This is a genomic window from Streptomyces sp. CA-251247, from assembly GCF_050952975.1.
In the GTDB taxonomy this organism is placed as follows: domain Bacteria; phylum Actinomycetota; class Actinomycetes; order Streptomycetales; family Streptomycetaceae; genus Streptomyces; species Streptomyces achmelvichensis.
The window spans coordinates 6,229,977-6,245,135 of the sequence record NZ_CP191861.1; the positions used below are offsets into that span (position 1 = coordinate 6,229,977).

Annotated in this window: 13 protein-coding genes; 9 read left to right on the forward strand and 4 right to left on the reverse strand. The window is 71.3% G+C overall.

The window, feature by feature from the left end:
- Positions 1-4: 4 nt before the first annotated feature.
- Together ACQPWZ_RS27655 and argF are read left to right on the forward strand one after the other, a co-directional pair.
- A complete protein-coding gene (locus tag ACQPWZ_RS27655; RefSeq protein WP_313943571.1) occupies positions 5-1,237 on the forward strand; it encodes an arginine deiminase in 1,233 nt (410 codons plus the stop codon).
- Between the two features lie 62 nt (positions 1,238-1,299).
- A complete protein-coding gene (gene argF / locus ACQPWZ_RS27660) occupies positions 1,300-2,325 on the forward strand; it encodes an ornithine carbamoyltransferase (protein WP_433572644.1) in 1,026 nt (341 codons plus the stop codon).
- Between the two features lie 18 nt (positions 2,326-2,343).
- Here argF and ACQPWZ_RS27665 read toward each other — a convergent pair whose 3' ends face one another.
- Positions 2,344-2,778, reverse strand: coding sequence for an ATP-binding protein (locus ACQPWZ_RS27665; RefSeq protein ID WP_405573454.1), 435 nt, complete (start codon positions 2,776-2,778; stop codon positions 2,344-2,346).
- A 276-nt stretch (positions 2,779-3,054) separates the two neighbouring features.
- On the opposite strand from ACQPWZ_RS27665, the gene ACQPWZ_RS27670 reads away from it, so the two are divergent.
- Both ACQPWZ_RS27670 and ACQPWZ_RS27675 read left to right on the forward strand, forming a co-directional pair.
- A complete protein-coding gene (locus ACQPWZ_RS27670; protein WP_340475950.1) occupies positions 3,055-3,882 on the forward strand; it encodes an enoyl-CoA hydratase family protein in 828 nt (275 codons plus the stop codon).
- A 74-nt stretch (positions 3,883-3,956) separates the two neighbouring features.
- On the forward strand, positions 3,957-6,263 hold the full coding sequence (locus ACQPWZ_RS27675) for a bifunctional salicylyl-CoA 5-hydroxylase/oxidoreductase (RefSeq protein WP_433573878.1): 2,307 nt from the start codon (positions 3,957-3,959) through the stop codon (positions 6,261-6,263).
- A gap of 69 nt (positions 6,264-6,332) precedes the next feature.
- On the opposite strand, the gene ACQPWZ_RS27680 is transcribed toward ACQPWZ_RS27675, so the two are convergent.
- Together ACQPWZ_RS27680 and ACQPWZ_RS27685 are read right to left on the reverse strand one after the other, a co-directional pair.
- Complete coding sequence (locus ACQPWZ_RS27680; RefSeq protein ID WP_340475952.1) at positions 6,333-7,139, reverse strand: PaaX family transcriptional regulator; 807 nt, start codon at positions 7,137-7,139, stop codon at positions 6,333-6,335.
- Between the two features lie 4 nt (positions 7,140-7,143).
- A complete protein-coding gene (locus ACQPWZ_RS27685; RefSeq protein WP_433572645.1) occupies positions 7,144-8,760 on the reverse strand; it encodes an AMP-binding protein in 1,617 nt (538 codons plus the stop codon).
- Between the two features lie 130 nt (positions 8,761-8,890).
- On the opposite strand from ACQPWZ_RS27685, the gene ACQPWZ_RS27690 reads away from it, so the two are divergent.
- The 5 genes from ACQPWZ_RS27690 to ACQPWZ_RS27710 all read left to right on the forward strand — a co-directional run bounded on the left by ACQPWZ_RS27690 (position 8,891) and on the right by ACQPWZ_RS27710 (position 14,546).
- Positions 8,891-10,033: an acyl-CoA dehydrogenase family protein gene (locus tag ACQPWZ_RS27690; protein WP_356702143.1), complete on the forward strand. Its 1,143-nt coding sequence runs from the start codon at positions 8,891-8,893 to the stop codon at positions 10,031-10,033.
- The gene (locus ACQPWZ_RS27695; RefSeq protein ID WP_433572646.1) at positions 10,030-10,428 is read left to right on the forward strand and encodes a RidA family protein; all 399 of its coding nucleotides are present in this window, start codon (positions 10,030-10,032) and stop codon (positions 10,426-10,428) included. The genes ACQPWZ_RS27690 and ACQPWZ_RS27695 overlap by 4 nt, the downstream gene beginning before the upstream one ends.
- A gap of 48 nt (positions 10,429-10,476) precedes the next feature.
- Positions 10,477-11,322 carry an alpha/beta fold hydrolase gene (locus tag ACQPWZ_RS27700; RefSeq protein ID WP_433572647.1) on the forward strand — a complete coding sequence of 282 codons (846 nt, stop codon included), beginning with the start codon at positions 10,477-10,479 and terminating at the stop codon, positions 11,320-11,322.
- An 86-nt stretch (positions 11,323-11,408) separates the two neighbouring features.
- Complete coding sequence (locus tag ACQPWZ_RS27705) at positions 11,409-12,953, forward strand: MFS transporter (protein WP_433572648.1); 1,545 nt, start codon at positions 11,409-11,411, stop codon at positions 12,951-12,953.
- A gap of 207 nt (positions 12,954-13,160) precedes the next feature.
- A complete protein-coding gene (locus ACQPWZ_RS27710) occupies positions 13,161-14,546 on the forward strand; it encodes a PP2C family protein-serine/threonine phosphatase (protein ID WP_433572649.1) in 1,386 nt (461 codons plus the stop codon).
- 64 nt (positions 14,547-14,610) lie between these two features.
- Here ACQPWZ_RS27710 and ACQPWZ_RS27715 read toward each other — a convergent pair whose 3' ends face one another.
- Entirely contained in the window at positions 14,611-14,994 is a 384-nt protein-coding gene (locus ACQPWZ_RS27715; protein ID WP_340475959.1) for a hypothetical protein, read from the reverse strand.
- Positions 14,995-15,159 lie beyond the last annotated feature (165 nt).

Below are 15,159 nucleotides of genomic sequence, written 5' to 3' on the forward strand. Positions count from 1 at the left end.
GGACATGGGATTCCACGTCGACTCCGAGACCGGGCGGCTGCGCCGGGTCATACTGCACCGGCCCGACCTCGAACTGAAGCGCCTCACCCCGAGCAACAAGGACGCGCTGCTCTTCGACGACGTGCTGTGGGTGCGCCGAGCCCGCCACGAGCACGACGGGTTCGCGGACATACTGCGTGACCGCGGGGTGGAGGTGCACCTCTTCGGCGATCTGCTGCGCGAGTCGCTGGACATCCCCGAGGCCCGCAAGATCGTGCTGGACCGGGTCTTCGACGAGAAGGAGTACGGTCCGCTCGCCACCGACCACCTCAGGGTCGCCTTCGACGAGTTGCCGACGCCCGATCTCGTGGAGGCGCTGGTCGGCGGGATGACGAAGCGGGAGTTCCTCGCGGGACACCCCGAGCCGACGTCCGTCCGTTTCCATGTGATGGACCTGGACGACTTCCTTCTCGACCCGCTGCCCAACCACCTGTTCACCCGGGACACGTCCGCCTGGATCTACGACGGGGTCTCGATCAACGCCATGCGCTGGCCCGCCCGGCAGCGCGAGACGGTCCATTTCGAGGCGATCTACAAGTACCACCCGCTCTTCACCGGCTCGCAGGCCGGACCGTTCCACCACTGGTCGGAGGGGCAGGACGACTACCCCTCCACCATCGAGGGCGGCGACGTGCTCGTCATCGGCAACGGCGCGGTGCTGATCGGGATGAGCGAGCGCACCACACCGCAGGCGGTGGAGATGCTGGCGCGGGGGCTGTTCGCGGCCGGATCGGCGCGCACGATCGTGGCGCTGGACATGCCGAAGAGACGCGCCTTCATGCACCTCGACACCGTCATGACCATGGTCGACGCGGACACCTTCACGCAGTACGCGGGTCTCGGCATGCTGCGCTCGTACACCATCGAGCCCGCGGACGGTTCGAGCGGTCTGAAGGTGAGCGACCATCCCCCCGAGCACATGCACAGCGCGATCGCCGCGGCGCTGGGGCTGAAGGAGATCCGCGTCCTCACGGCGACGCAGGACGTGCACTCGGCGGAGCGGGAGCAGTGGGACGACGGCTGCAACGTTCTCGCGGTGGAGCCGGGCGTCGTCGTCGCGTACGAGCGCAATGTCACCACCAACACGCATCTGCGCAAACAGGGCATCGAAGTGATCGAGATCCCCGGCAGCGAACTGGGGCGTGGCAGGGGCGGGCCCCGCTGTATGAGCTGCCCGGTCGAGAGGGATGCTGTATAGCAATACGGTCTGTCGTATACACTTCCATGGTCACCGCATGTCGCGACCCAGGAGCAGCCGCCATGGCCATACATCTCGAAGGCCGCCATTTCCTCAAGGAGCTCGACTTCACCGCGGAGGAGTTCCGCGCTCTGGTCGAGCTGGCCGCCGAGCTCAAGGCTGCCAAGCAGGCCGGTGCCGAGGTGCAGCGGCTGCGCGGGAAGAACATCGCGCTGATCTTCGAGAAGGCCTCGACGCGTACACGCTGCGCGTTCGAGGTCGCGGCCGCGGACCAGGGTGCCGCGACGACGTACATCGACCCGTCGGGCTCCCACATCGGCACCAAGGAGTCCGCCAGGGACTCCGCACGGGTCCTCGGCCGGATGTTCGATGCCATCGAGTTCCGCGGTGACGCGCAGGCCACTGTCGAGGAACTGGCACGGTTCGCCGGGGTGCCCGTCTACAACGGCCTCACCGCGGACTGGCACCCCACCCAGATGCTCGCCGACGTGCTCACCATGGTCGAGCACAGTGGCAAGCCGCTCGGGGAGATCGCCTACGCCTACCTCGGCGACGCCCGCTTCAACATGGGCAACTCCTATCTGGTCACCGGAGCCCTGCTCGGCATGGACGTACGGATCGCCGCCCCGCGGGCGTACTGGCCGGCCGACGAGGTCGTGACCCGTGCCCGCGCGGCCGCCGAGTCCAGCGGTGCCCGCATCACGCTGACCGAGGACGTCGCCGAGGGCGTCCGGGGCGCGGACTTCGTCGCCACCGATGTCTGGGTGTCGATGGGGGAGCCCAAGGAGATCTGGGCGGAGCGCATCAAGGCGCTGGCGGCGTACACGGTGACCATGGATGTGCTGCGGGCGACGGGCAACCCGGAAGTGAAGTTCATGCACTGCCTGCCCGCGTTCCACGACCTCGGCACGTCGGTCGGCCGGGAGATCCACGAGACGTACGGTCTGGGCGAACTGGAGGTGACGGACGAGGTGTTCGAGTCGGAGCACTCCGTCGTCTTCGACGAGGCCGAGAATCGCATGCACACGATCAAGGCGGTCCTGGTCGCCACGCTGGCGGGACCCGCCGACGCCGCGTTCTCCGGATAGTCATGCGGGAGGAGCGCGTCAGGTCCGTGACGGCAGTGTGAACCAGACGGCCTTGCCCTCCGCGGTCGCCCGGTGCCCGCAGTCCGAGCTCAGGGCCCGTATCAGCAGCAGTCCGCGCCCGTGCTCCTGCCAGGGGTCCGGCTCACCGCCCGGCACGGCGATACGGCACAGATCCCCGGGTGGCGCCGGGTCGCCGTCGTGGACCTCCACCTGGCAGCCGCCCGCGAGCAGCTCCACCACGAGCTCTATGGGCGACTCGCTGGGTGTGTGCTCCACGGCGTTCGCCACCAGCTCGGCCGTCAGCAGCTCCGCCGTGTCGCTGTCCGCCGTCGCCTCGATCTCCGCGAGCGCCGTGCGGACCAGGGCACGCGCGATGGGCACCGCTGCCGTGGTGTGCGGCAGGGCGATGCGCCATGAGGCGGGGCCGGAGGCTTCGAGCAAGGCAGGGTCCATTCAGGGGTCAGCTCTGGGTGGATCCGTTCACGAGGTGAGGTCCTGCCCTCCACCATAGGAATCGCGGCTGCGCGAACAAGGGGCGCAGGCCACCCTGGTCAGGACCTGTGTCACAACCGCTACAGGACCATTGCCGTGTCACGCCATGACTGTCGCGCACATCACAGCCCCGGCGCCCGTCCCGGTCCGGCGTATAGCGCACTCGTGACGGCAGTCACGTACGAGTGATAGCTTCGAAGGGCAGGCAGGACCGCCGGCCGAGGGAGGCACCACTCCATGAGCCCCTTTCCCAGCTCAGCGCCGCGCGCGGACGCATGGCGTCATCTGCGCGTCACCACGGAGGACGGCGTCGCGACCGTCACGCTCGCCCGGCCCGAGAAGCTGAACGCCCTCACCTTCGGCGCCTACGCCGACCTGCGCGATCTGCTCGCCCAGCTGTCGCGCGAGCGCTCCGTGCGGGCGCTGGTGCTCGCCGGCGAGGGCCGCGGCTTCTGCTCCGGCGGCGACGTCGACGAGATCATCGGCGCGACGCTCTCCATGGACACCGCGCAACTGCTCGACTTCAACCGGATGACCGGGCAGGTCGTCCGGGCCATCCGTGAGTGCCCCTTCCCGGTGATCGCGGCGGTCCACGGGGTCGCGGCCGGCGCCGGCGCCGTGCTCGCGCTGGCGTCGGACTTCCGGGTGGCCGACCCGTCGGCCCGGTTCGCGTTCCTGTTCACGAAGGTCGGGCTCTCCGGCGGTGACATGGGCGCCGCCTATCTGCTGCCGCGCGTCGTCGGCCTCGGACACGCCACCCGGCTGCTGATGCTCGGCGAAGCGGTGCGCGCGCCGGAGGCCGAACGCATCGGACTGATCAGCGAGCTGACGGACGAGGGCCACGCGGACGCCCGCGCGGCCGAACTCGCCCGCCGTCTCGCCGACGGCCCGGCGCTGGCCCTCGCCCAGACCAAGGCGCTACTGACCGCAGAACTGGACATGCCGCTCGCCGCGTCCGTGGAGCTCGACGCCTCGACCCAGGCCCTGCTGATGAAGGGCGAGGACTACGCGGAGTTCCACGCGGCCTTCACCGAGAAGCGCCCGCCGAAGTGGCAGGGCCGGTGAACCCCGCGGAAGCCGCAGGCCCGGCCGCCGGCGGTCAAGCACCGCGCACCTCCGACCGGCCCGCTGGGGCCCCGCTGCCCGCGACGGACCCCACCGGCTCCGGCCCGCGCCCCCTGCGCGTCGCCGTCATCGGCGGCGGACCCGGCGGACTGTACGCCGCCGCCCTGCTCAAGCGGCTCGACCCCGCCCGCGACATCACCGTCTGGGAACGCAACGCCCCCGACGACACCTTCGGCTTCGGCGTCGTCCTCTCCGACGAGACCCTCGGCGGCATCGAGCACGCCGACCCCGTCATCTACCGCGCGCTCCAGGACGAGTTCGTCCGCTGGGACGACATCGACATCGTCCACCGCGGCCGCACCCTCACCTCCGGCGGCCACGGCTTCGCCGCCCTGGGCCGGCGCACACTGCTGGGGATACTGCACGAGCGCTGCGAGTCCCTCGGCGTACGGATCCGCTTCCGCACCCCCGCGCCCCCCGCCGCCGAACTCGCCGCCACGCACGACCTCGTCATCGCGGCCGACGGGGTCAACAGCCTCACCCGCGACGCACACGCCGACGCCTTCGCGCCCCGGATCACCACCCACCGGTGCCGCTACATCTGGCTGGCCGCCGACTTCGCCCTCGACGCGTTCCGGTTCGAGATCGCCGAGACCGAGCACGGCGCGATGCAGCTCCACGGCTACCCCTTTTCGCCCGACGCCTCCACCGTCATCGTCGAGATGCGTGAGGAGGTGTGGCGGGCGGCGGGCTTCGACGCCTGCGACGAGCAGGAGTCATCCGAACGCTGCGCCAAGATCTTCGCCGACGCTCTCGACGGCCGGCCGCTGCGGAGCAACAACTCCGCCTGGATCGCCTTCCGGACGGTCGTCAACGACCGCTGGTCCCACGGCCGCACCGTGCTGCTGGGCGACGCCGCGCACACCGCCCACTTCTCCATCGGCTCCGGCACCAAGCTCGCCGTCGAGGACGCCCTCGCCCTCGCCGCCTGCATCGACGAGCAGCCGACCCTCGACGAGGCACTGGCCGCGTACGAGGCCGAGCGCCGGCCGGTCGTGGAGTCGACGCAGCGGGCGGCTGCCGCGAGTCTGCGCTGGTTCGAGGAGCTCGGCACCTATCTCGGCCAGCCGCCACGGCAGTTCGCCTTCAACCTGCTGACCCGCAGCCGCCGGGTGACCCACGACAATCTCCGGCTGCGCGATCCGGCGTTCACCGACGACGTCCAGAAGGACTTCGGGTGTCCGCCCGCCACGCCCCCGATGTTCACCCCGTTCCGGCTGCGCGGCCTCGAACTGCGCAACCGGGTCGTCGTCTCGCCGATGGACATGTACTCCGCGACGGACGGACTGCCCGCCGACTTCCACCTCGTCCACCTCGGCGCGCGGGCCCTCGGCGGCGCCGCGCTGGTCATGACCGAGATGGTGTGTGTGAGCGCGGAGGGCCGCATCACACCCGGCTGTACGGGTCTGTACACCGAGGAGCACGCGACGGCCTGGCGCCGTATCACCGACTTCGTGCACGACCGGTCGCCCGGCACGGCCATAGGGGTGCAGCTGGGCCACTCCGGCCGCAAGGGGTCCACGAAGCTCATGTGGGAGGGCATCGACGAGCCGCTGCCCACCGGCAACTGGCCGCTCGTCGCCGCCTCACCGCTCTCGTACCGCCCGGGTGTCAACCAGATCCCGCGGGAACTGGACCGTGCGGGACTCGCGGACATCCGAGAACAGTTCGCGGACGCGGCCCGCCGAGCCGTCCGCAGCGGCTTCGACCTCCTCGAACTCCACTGCGCCCACGGCTACCTGCTGTCCGGGTTTCTCTCGCCCCTCACCAACCGCCGCACCGACGCGTACGGGGGATCGCCCGAGAACCGGCTCCGCTTCCCCCTCGAAGTCTTCGACACCGTGCGGGACATCTGGCCCGGCGACCGGCCCATGACCGTGCGTATCTCCGCCACCGACTGGGCGGAGGGCGGCACCACCGCCGAGGACGCCGTGGCGATGGCCCGGGCCTTCGTCGCCCACGGCGCCGACGCGATCGACGTCTCCACCGGACAGGTCGTCGCCGAGGAACGCCCCGAGTACGGCCGCTCGTACCAGACGCCGTACGCCGACCGGATCCGCAACACCCTCGGCGTGCCGGTCATCTCGGTCGGTGCGATCTCGTCCTGGGACGACGTCAACTCGCTGCTGCTGGCCGGCCGCGCGGACCTCTGCGCCCTCGCCCGCCCCCACCTCTACGACCCGCACTGGACGCTGCACGCGGCGGCCGAACAGGACTACACGGGCCCGGGCGCGCCCTGGCCGCTGCCGTACGGCGCGGGCAGCCGCAAGCCCCCGACAGGCCGCACGGACGCCCCCAAACCGAGGCTCACGCTGCGCTGAGGCGAGTGGCGCGGACGGCGGGTGCGGACGAGTTCGGACCGGCACCCGCCGCGACCGCCACGGCCACCCTCACGTCTCGACGAAGACCGCTCCCGCATCCCGCAGCAGCTCGTGCAGACGGGTGAACACCTCCGCGGAACGGCCGCCGGGCCAGCCCTCCGGGAGGAGTTCGAGCGGCAGCCCGGGGTCCACGTACGGCAGCCGGCGCCAGGAGTCCAGCGCCCGCAGATAGTCCCGGTAGGCCTCCTCGGGCGAGCCCGTGTGCCCCGCCGACCAGACCCGCAGCACCGGCTCGTGCGCGTCGAGGAACTCCTCGTGCTGCTTGGCGATCGCGCCCAGGTCCCACCAGCGCGCGACGGCCTCCGCCGTGGCCGCGAAGCCGAGGTGCTCACCGCGGAAGAGTTCGACGTACGGGTCGAGCTGGAGGCGGCGCAGCGTGTGGCGGGTCTCCTGGTACAGCCGTGCCGGCGCGATCCACACCCCCGGCGCCGCCGACCCGAAGCCGAGACGGCCCAGCCGGGAACGCAGCAGATGCCGCTTGTGGCGTTCGGCCTCGGGAACCGAGAAGACGGCCAGCACCCAGCCGTCCGTGAGCAGCGGCGCCGGCGGTTCGTAGATGCGCCGGTCGCCGTCGTCGAGCAGTTGCCGGGCGTCCTCGGACAGCGCGTATCCGGCCGCGCCGTCGGGCGCGCGGCCGGCGATCAGCAGCCCGCGGCGCTTGAGGCGGGAGACGGACGAGCGCACGGAGGGCGCGTCCACGCCGAGTACCGCCATGAGCCGGATGAGCTCGGCGACGGGCAGGGGCCCGGGCCGTTCGCGTCCGTACGCGCCGTAGAGGGTGACGATCAGGGAACGGGGGGTGTGCTGGTCGGCCACGTGATCACTCTAGGGCCCGCAGGCGGAAGCGCTGCAGCTTGCCGGTCGGGGTGCGCGGCAGCGCGTCGAGGAAGACGATCTCGCGGGGGCACTTGTAGGGCGTGAGCCGGTCCTTGACCGACTCGGTGAGCGCGGCCACCGTCTCCTCGCCCCGGGAGACCCCGTCGCTCAGAACGACGTACGCCACCACGATCTGCCCGCGGAGTCCGTCCTCCCGTCCGATCACCGCGGCCTCCGCGACGTCCGGGTGGTGCAGCAGGGCCTCCTCGACCTCGGGTCCGGCGATGTTGTAGCCGGCGGAGATGATCATGTCGTCGGCGCGGGCGACGTAGCGGAACCAGCCGTCCGGGTCGCGCACATAGGTGTCGCCCGTGAGGTTCCAGCCGTCGCGCACGTAGTCCAGCTGCCGCGGGTCGCTCAGATAGCGGCAGCCGATCGGGCCGCGGACCGCGAGCAGCCCCGGTTCGCCGTCCGGGACGGGTGTGCCGGAACGATCCACCACCCGCGCCTGCCAGCCGGGCACCGGGATGCCCGTGGTGCCGGGCTTGATGTCCTCGTCGGCCGCGGAGATGAAGATGTGCAGCAGTTCGGTCGCGCCGATGCCGTTGATGATGCGCAGGCCCGTCCGCTCCAGCCAGTCCTGCCAGGTGGCGGACGGCAGGTTCTCCCCGGCGGACACGCATCGGCGCAGCGAGCCGACGTCGCAGGTGTCCAGGTTGTTCAGCATCACGCGGTAGGCGGTCGGAGCGGTGAACAGCACCGACACCCGGTGCTCGGCGATGGCCGGCAGCATCTGCAGCGGACCCGCCTGTTCCAGCAGGAGCGCGGAAGCGCCCGCCCGCATGGGAAAGATCACCAGTCCGCCCAGGCCGAAGGTGAAGCCGAGCGGCGGACTGCCGGCGAAGACGTCGTCCGGCTCCGGCTTCAGCACCTGCGCGGAGAAGGTGTCCGCGACGGCCAGCACGTCCCGGTGGAAGTGCATGCACCCCTTGGGGCGGCCGGTGGTGCCGGAGGTGAAGGCGATCAGTGCGACGTCGTCGGCGGCCGTCTCCACCGCGGTGAACGGCTCCGCGGGCTGCGCGGCGGCGAGCTGGAGCAGGTCGTCGGGGGAGTCACCGCCGTACGAGGTGATCCGCAGCCCCGGCACCTCGGCCTTCGCCAGGTCGTCGAGGGAGCGGATGTCGCAGAGGGCATGGCTGACCGCGCCGATCTCGCACACGGTGGCCAGTTCTCCCGCCCGCTGCTGGGCCAGCACGGTGACCGCGACCGCGCCCGCCTTGAGCACGGCCAGCCAACAGGCCGCGAGCCAGGGCGTCGTGGGGCCGCGCAGCAGGACGCGGTTGCCCGGGACGACCCCGAGATCGGTCGTGAGCGTGCGGGCGATGCGGTCGACCCGGTCGCGCAGGTCTCCGTACGACCAGATCTCGCCCCCTCCGGTACGGAAGACGGGCCTCTCGGCCCCGAATCGGTCGATCGTGCGGTCCAGCAGCTCGGCGGCACAGTTGAGCCGCGGGGGGTGGTGCAGCGCGGGCAGCTCGAAGAGGAGTTCCGGCCACTGCCCGGCGGGCGGGAGGTGGTCGCGCGGAAAGGTGTCGACGTGGGCCGAGGGTGTCAGCTCCATGGTGCGCCCCCTTCTCGTCGTGGGGTCGTGAATGGAGCGTATCGTTAAGGTGACGACAGTCAATGGTCCGCGATATTGTGCTGCTCCGGGGGCCACCGCCGGACCCCCGGCCGTCGAAGTGGGGGCACGAATGCCCGTATTCTCGCTCGATCCGGCTCAGACCGCCTGGTGTGCCCAGCTGCGCACCCTGGCCGCCGAGACGCTGCGCCCGCTGGCGGAGAAGGGCGAACCGGGCCGGGTGAACCGCCCCCTGGTCGCCGCTCTCGGCGAGCGCGGTCTCCTCGCCCGCCTCTTCGGCGCGGGCGCGCTGGAACTGTGCCTGCTGCGCGAATCGCTCGCCCACGGCTGCACCGAGGCCGAGACCGCACTCGCCCTCCAGGGGCTCGGCACGTACCCGGTCGTCCAGGCCGGTACCCGTTCCCAGCAGGAGCGCTGGCTCCCCGAGGTGATCGCGGGCCGCGCCGTCGCGGCCTTCGCGCTGAGCGAGCCGGACGCCGGCTCGGACGCGGCCGCCCTCGCGCTGCGGGCCGAACCGGACGGCGAAGGATGGCGGCTGACCGGCGAGAAGCGCTGGATCTCCAACGCCCCCGAGGCCGACTTCTGCACCGTCTTCGCCCGCACCACCGAGGGCGCGGGCGCCCGCGGGGTGACCGCCTTCCTCGTACCGGCCGACCGGCCGGGGCTCGGCGGACAGGCGCTGGAGATGCTCTCGCCGCATCCCATCGGCGCGCTGACCTTCGACGGAGTACCGGTCACCAGGGACGACATGCTCGGCGAACCCGACCGCGGCTTCCGCGTCGCCATGAACACCCTCAACCTCTTCCGCCCCAGCGTCGGCGCCTTCGCCGTCGGCATGGCGCAGGCGGCCCTGGACGCCACGGTGGAGCACACCTCCCGCCGCACGGCTTTCGGGGGCCCGCTCAAGGACCTCCAGTCCGTCGCCCACCAGGTCGCCGAGATGGCCACCCGCACCGAGGCGGCCCGGCTGCTGGTGTACGCCGCGGCCGAGGCGTACGACGACGGCGCCGCCGATGTGCCCAAGCGCTCCGCGATGGCGAAGCTTCTCGCGACGGAGACGGCGCAGTCCGTCGTCGACGCGGCCGTCCAACTCCACGGCGCGCGTGCGCTGCAGCGTGGCCATCTGCTGGAGCATCTGTACCGTGAGGTGCGGGCTCCCCGGATCTACGAGGGTGCCACCGAGGTCCAGCGCTCGATCATCGCCAAGGAGCTGTACGCCGGGAAGCCGTACGCCGCCAAGGAGCCGCCCGTATGAGCCTGCACCGCCACAACCCGGCCGAGCTCTCGCCGCCCACCGGCTTCACGCACGCCGTCACGGCGACCGGGACCCGGCTGGTGTTCCTCGCCGGCCAGACCTCGCTGGACATGGGCGGAAAGGTCGTGGGGGAGACCCTCATCGAACAGTTCGAGACGGCTCTGGCGAACCTGCTGACGGCCCTCGCCGGCGCCGGCGGAGCTCCGCAGGACCTGGCCCGGGTGACCGTCTACGCCACCGACGTCGAGGACTACCGCGCCCACGCGCACGAACTGGGCACCATCTGGCGGCGGTTGGCGGGCCGTGACTATCCCGCGATGGCCGTCATCGGTGTCGTGCGGCTCTGGGACGAGCAGGCGTTGGTGGAGCTCGACGGCATGGCGGTCCTGCCGTAACGCACCCCCCGCGACACCGTCACGGCCGGGGAACGAGGGGATGTGCACATGCCGGAGATCGAGCTGCGCGCCGGGACGATCGCCTACGAGGACACCGGCGGTTCCGGTCCCGTTGTCGTACTGCTGCACGGTCTCGTCCACGACGCGACGGTCTGGCGCAAGGTGATCGCGGATCTGCGCCGGGACCACCGCTGCATCGCCCCGACCCTGCCCTACGGTGCGCACCGCACGCCCATGCGCCCGGACGTCGCGCTGAGCCCCGACTCCGTCAACGAGCTGATCGCGGAGTTCCTGGACCGGCTCGATCTGCGCGAAGTGACCCTCGTCGAGAGCGACTGCGGGCGCGCTCAGACCGTCGCCGGCCGGCATCCGGAGCGGCTCGCGCGGCTGGTGCTCATCTCCTGCGAGGCCTTCGACAACTACCCGCCCGGCCTGCCGGGCAAGATGATCTCGGCAGCCTGCAAAGTCCCGGGCGGTGTCGGCCTGCTGGTGCGCACGCTCGCCCTGAAGCCGCTGCGCCGGCTGCCCGTCGGCTTCGGCGCGCTCACCAAGCACGGCGTACCGGACGACGTCGTCGACGCCTGGCTGCGGCCGTTGCTGACCGACAGGGCGATCCGGGCCGACTTCCGGCGCTACGGCAACGCCGTCCGCAGGACCGAACTGCTCGAAGCGGTCGACGGACTGCGGGCATTCGACCGTCCCGCCCTGGTGGTCTGGGCCACCGAGGACCGGATGATGCCGCGTGAGCACGGCAGGCGGCTGGCCGAACTGCTGCCCCGGGGGCGGCTGCTGGAGATCGACGACAGCCGCACTCTCGTCGCGGAGGACCAGCCGCAGCGGCTCGCGAGCGCCCTGCGCGCGTTCATCGCGGAGCCCACGGCCGGGGGGTGTTGATCGACTGGTGGCGCCGAGTGCCCGGGTTTACCGTCGATGAGTGGACGGAACCGTCTGCTCACCGCTGTGTGAGGGCACGATGCGCCATGACGAGCTCGCAGCCGACACCCGCCTCGCCGACCACCACGCCGGACTCCGGCAAAGGCCACGGAATAGCTCTCCTCGTCATAGCGTCCTGCCAGCTCATGGTGGTTCTCGACATCACCATCGTGAACATCGCGCTCCCGCACATCCAGAGCTCGCTGGACTTCTCCACGACGAGCCTGGCCTGGGTGGTCAACGCCTACACCCTGACCTTCGGCGGACTGCTCCTGCTCGGCGGCCGCGCCGGTGACATCCTCGGCCGGCGCCGGGTCTTCATCTTCGGTGTGCTGCTCTTCGCACTCGCTTCGTTCCTCGGCGGGTTCGCCCAGAACGAGGCCCAACTCCTCGCCGCACGCGCCCTCCAGGGCGTCGGCGGTGCCGTCGCGTCGCCGACCGCTCTCTCGCTGATCACCACGACGTTCCCCGAAGGCCCGGCCCGCAACCGGGCGTTCGGCGTGTTCGCCGCCGTGTCCGCGGGCGGCGGAGCGATCGGCCTGCTCGCGGGCGGCATGCTCGTCGAATGGCTCAACTGGCGCTGGGTGTTCTTCGTCAATGTGCCGATCGCCCTGATCATCGTGCTGCTGACCCCCCGGCACATCAACGAGTCCGAGCGCCATCCAGGCAACTTCGACCTCCTCGGGGCGCTGACCTCGACCCTCGGCATGGTCGCGCTGGTCTACGGCTTCATCCGGGCCGCCCAGGAAGGCTGGCGCGATCCGGTCACACTCGGCTCGTTCGCGGCGGCGGTGGTGCTGCTCGCGTCGTTCATCATGGTCGAGCGCCGCTCGTCCCAGCCCATCACACCGCTGCACATGTTCGCCGACCGCAACCGCGCGGGCACGTACGGCATCATGCTGAGCCTCGCGGCAGCGATCTTCGGCATGTTCTTCTTCCTCACGCTCTTCGTCCAGAACGTCCTCGGCTTCAGCCCGCTCATGGCCGGTCTCGCCTTCCTGCCCGTCAGCGCCGTCATCGCCGTGGGCGCGGGACTGGCCTCCCAACTCCTGCCGAGATTCGGGCCGAAGCCCTTCATGGTGACCGGCGCGATCCTCGCCGCGATCGGCCTCGGCTGGCTGACGCAGACCGACATCCACTCCACGTATCTCGGCAGCATCCTCGGACCCATGCTGATCTTCAGCCTCGGTATGGGCATGCAGTTCGTCTCGCTGACACTGATGGCGGTCTCCGGAGTGGCACCGGCCGAGACGGGAGCGGCGTCCGGTCTCCTCAACGCCACCCAGCAGGTGGGCGGTTCGCTGGGCCTGTCCATCCTGGTCACGGTGTTCGGCACCGCCAGCCGCAACGAGGCCGAGGACCAGATCGGGGATTTCATGGCGAACGCCACCCCGGCGGAACGGCTGATGTTCCAGCGTACGGGGCAGCTGCCGGCGCACTGGGGTGACGAGGTGCTGACCTCGGGGGTCTCCGCGGCCTTCGTGGTGGCCGCGATCTTCACGGTGATCGCCGCCGTGATCGCTCTCCTGGCGATCCAGGTCCGGCCCTCCGACCTGGAGCGGCTGAAAGGCGGGGTCACCCCCGGCCCCTGACACCACCTCCAGTGGCCACCCCCTGACACCGCACCTCCCACCAGGTCCTTCTGTCCCACGGCCGGCGGGCCGGATGCGGTGTCACGTGGGGCGCCCGAGACTGAGATCATCGCCCGTGAGGGAGGAGGTGATCGTGTGCGTGCCGACTCGCCTGACGGAGACGGGGGTGCGTCCCAGGCGGTGGGCCTCGCCGTGCTCGATACGGACATGAAATACCTCTTCGCCGACCCGTCCTACTGCCGGATCTCGGGCGAAGTACGCGCCGGCCTGGAAGGCCGGAGCATCAGCGCCCGCGCGGCGCTCAGTGTCGGCGCCGCGCCGCTGTCGGCCGCCGTGCTCGCCGACGGCCACACCCGTTCGTTCGCCACGCCCGCCACGCGCTGCACCTGGGAGCGGCTCACCGTCCACGGCGAGGTACTGGGTGTGGTGGTCTTGGTCACCGAGACCACCACCACGGCCGACCGGCTCCGGATCGCCGAGGCCGCCGACCGGATCGGCACGACCCTGGACGAGCGGGCCACCTTTTTGGAAGTCGTCAGCTTCCTGCACTCCGAACTCGCCGACGCCGCCGCCGTCGACCTGCTGCCGGAGGATCCGGCAGCCCACAACGGCCCCGTGGCGGACCGGGTGGCTTCCGCCGGGCGGGTCGAGCTGCTGCCGGACCACCCGCCCCGGGCCGTCCTGCGCGGCCGGCCGGTCCTCGTCGAAGGGCGGCTCGCCCTGCCACTCGCGCTGAAGGGCCGCGTCCTGGGCGCGGTGACCCTCGCCCGCGCCGACGGCGACTTCACCGACCGCGATCTGCTGATCGCCCAGTCCGCGGCCCGGCGGGCGGCCGTCGCCATCGAGCACGCACGGATGTTCGCCCAGGCCCAGCGCACGGCCGTCGAACTCCAGCGGGCCCTGCTGACCGACCCCGGTCTGCCGCACCCCAACCTCCAGCTCGCCACCCGCTACCTGCCCTCGGGCATGGGCACGCTGGTGGGTGGCGACTGGTTCGAGACCGTACGGCTGCACTTCGGCCGCACCCTGCTGGCGATGGGCGACGTCATGGGCCACGGCGTCGAGGCCGCGGTCGACATGAACAGCTACCGTTCGGCCCTGCGGGACTTCGCCTCCGCCGACCTCCCGCCGCACCGCGTCCTGCGCCGCCTCGACCAGGACATCTCCGACGCCGACACCCGCCGGCCGGCGACCTGCCTGCTGGCCCGCCTCGACCCGGCCCGGGGACTCGCCACCTTCTCCAGCGCCGGCCACCTTCCGCCGGTGGTCTTCGACCGCGAGGGAGTGGCGGACCTGATCCGCGTCCCGGTCGGCCCCCCGCTCGGCACCGGCGTCGGCGGCTACGACATCGTGTCCCGCGCCCTCGACCCCGGGGACACGCTCCTGCTGTTCACGGACGGCCTGGTGGAGCGCCGCGGCGAGGACATCGACGTCTCCCTCGCCCGCCTGGCCGCGGTCCGCCCCGACCCGAAGGGCTCGCTGGACGACCTGGTGGACGAGGTCCTGCGTGAGCTGGACGCGGCGCACGCGGAGGACGACGTGGCCCTGATGGCGGTGAGGATCCGGCGCAAGGCGCCGGGGGAGGAGGGGTGAGCGCGCGACGCACGGCACGCGGCCGAAGGGCCGACGGCGACCGGGGGCGAATCGCCGAGGGGTGTCAGCACTGGTCGACGGAGTCGGAGGGGTCCTTCCCGATGTTCACGTTGCCGCCCCACACCCAAGCGGTCCGATAGGTGGCGGGGGAGGCACTGTCGAAGACCGTTCCCCGGTACCAGATGTCGGTCGTGTAGCCGCCGGCCGTGACGCGGTCGCCCTCCAGATAGCAGACGCCGTCCATGTAGAAGCGGTCCACCGTGGGGCCCGTGTTGGCGAGCAGTCTGGCCACGACGAAGGGGCCTGTACGGACGTTGCTGTTCGGCTGCAACGACACGTAGAACCCCGAAGTCCCGGCGTGGGCGGTCCCCGCGGCGACACCGGTCATGGTGGCGGCTCCCACGAGCGCGAGGCCGGCGGCGGCGAGGCGGGTGCGATTCCTGGGCATGGGGCGCTCCTTGATGTGTCTGCGAGGACGGGGCTGCTTCGCTCAGGAGACGGGTTCCGCGGGCCCGCTGTATGACACAGCTCCCCCATCGATTTCGGTCGCCTTGCGAGATCCCTCAAGGGGGAGAAGAGTGGGTCTTGTATCGCCTGTGCATCGTTGAGCTGT

Excerpts from the sequence above, each read along its gene's own strand:
- ACQPWZ_RS27705 (WP_433572648.1), top strand. The coding sequence starts at position 11,409 with ATGACGAGCTCGCAGCCGACACCCGCCTCGCCGACCACCACGCCGGAC.
- ACQPWZ_RS27655 (WP_313943571.1), top strand. The coding sequence starts at position 5 with ATGGGATTCCACGTCGACTCCGAGACCGGGCGGCTGCGCCGGGTCATA.
- ACQPWZ_RS27665 (WP_405573454.1), bottom strand. The coding sequence starts at position 2,778 with ATGGACCCTGCCTTGCTCGAAGCCTCCGGCCCCGCCTCATGGCGCATC.
- ACQPWZ_RS27700 (WP_433572647.1), top strand. The coding sequence starts at position 10,477 with ATGCCGGAGATCGAGCTGCGCGCCGGGACGATCGCCTACGAGGACACC.
- argF (WP_433572644.1), top strand. The coding sequence starts at position 1,300 with ATGGCCATACATCTCGAAGGCCGCCATTTCCTCAAGGAGCTCGACTTC.
- ACQPWZ_RS27710 (WP_433572649.1), top strand. The coding sequence starts at position 13,161 with ATGAAATACCTCTTCGCCGACCCGTCCTACTGCCGGATCTCGGGCGAA.
- ACQPWZ_RS27715 (WP_340475959.1), bottom strand. The coding sequence starts at position 14,994 with ATGCCCAGGAATCGCACCCGCCTCGCCGCCGCCGGCCTCGCGCTCGTG.
- ACQPWZ_RS27685 (WP_433572645.1), bottom strand. The coding sequence starts at position 8,760 with ATGGAGCTGACACCCTCGGCCCACGTCGACACCTTTCCGCGCGACCAC.
- ACQPWZ_RS27695 (WP_433572646.1), top strand. The coding sequence starts at position 10,030 with ATGAGCCTGCACCGCCACAACCCGGCCGAGCTCTCGCCGCCCACCGGC.
- ACQPWZ_RS27690 (WP_356702143.1), top strand. The coding sequence starts at position 8,891 with ATGCCCGTATTCTCGCTCGATCCGGCTCAGACCGCCTGGTGTGCCCAG.
- ACQPWZ_RS27670 (WP_340475950.1), top strand. The coding sequence starts at position 3,055 with ATGAGCCCCTTTCCCAGCTCAGCGCCGCGCGCGGACGCATGGCGTCAT.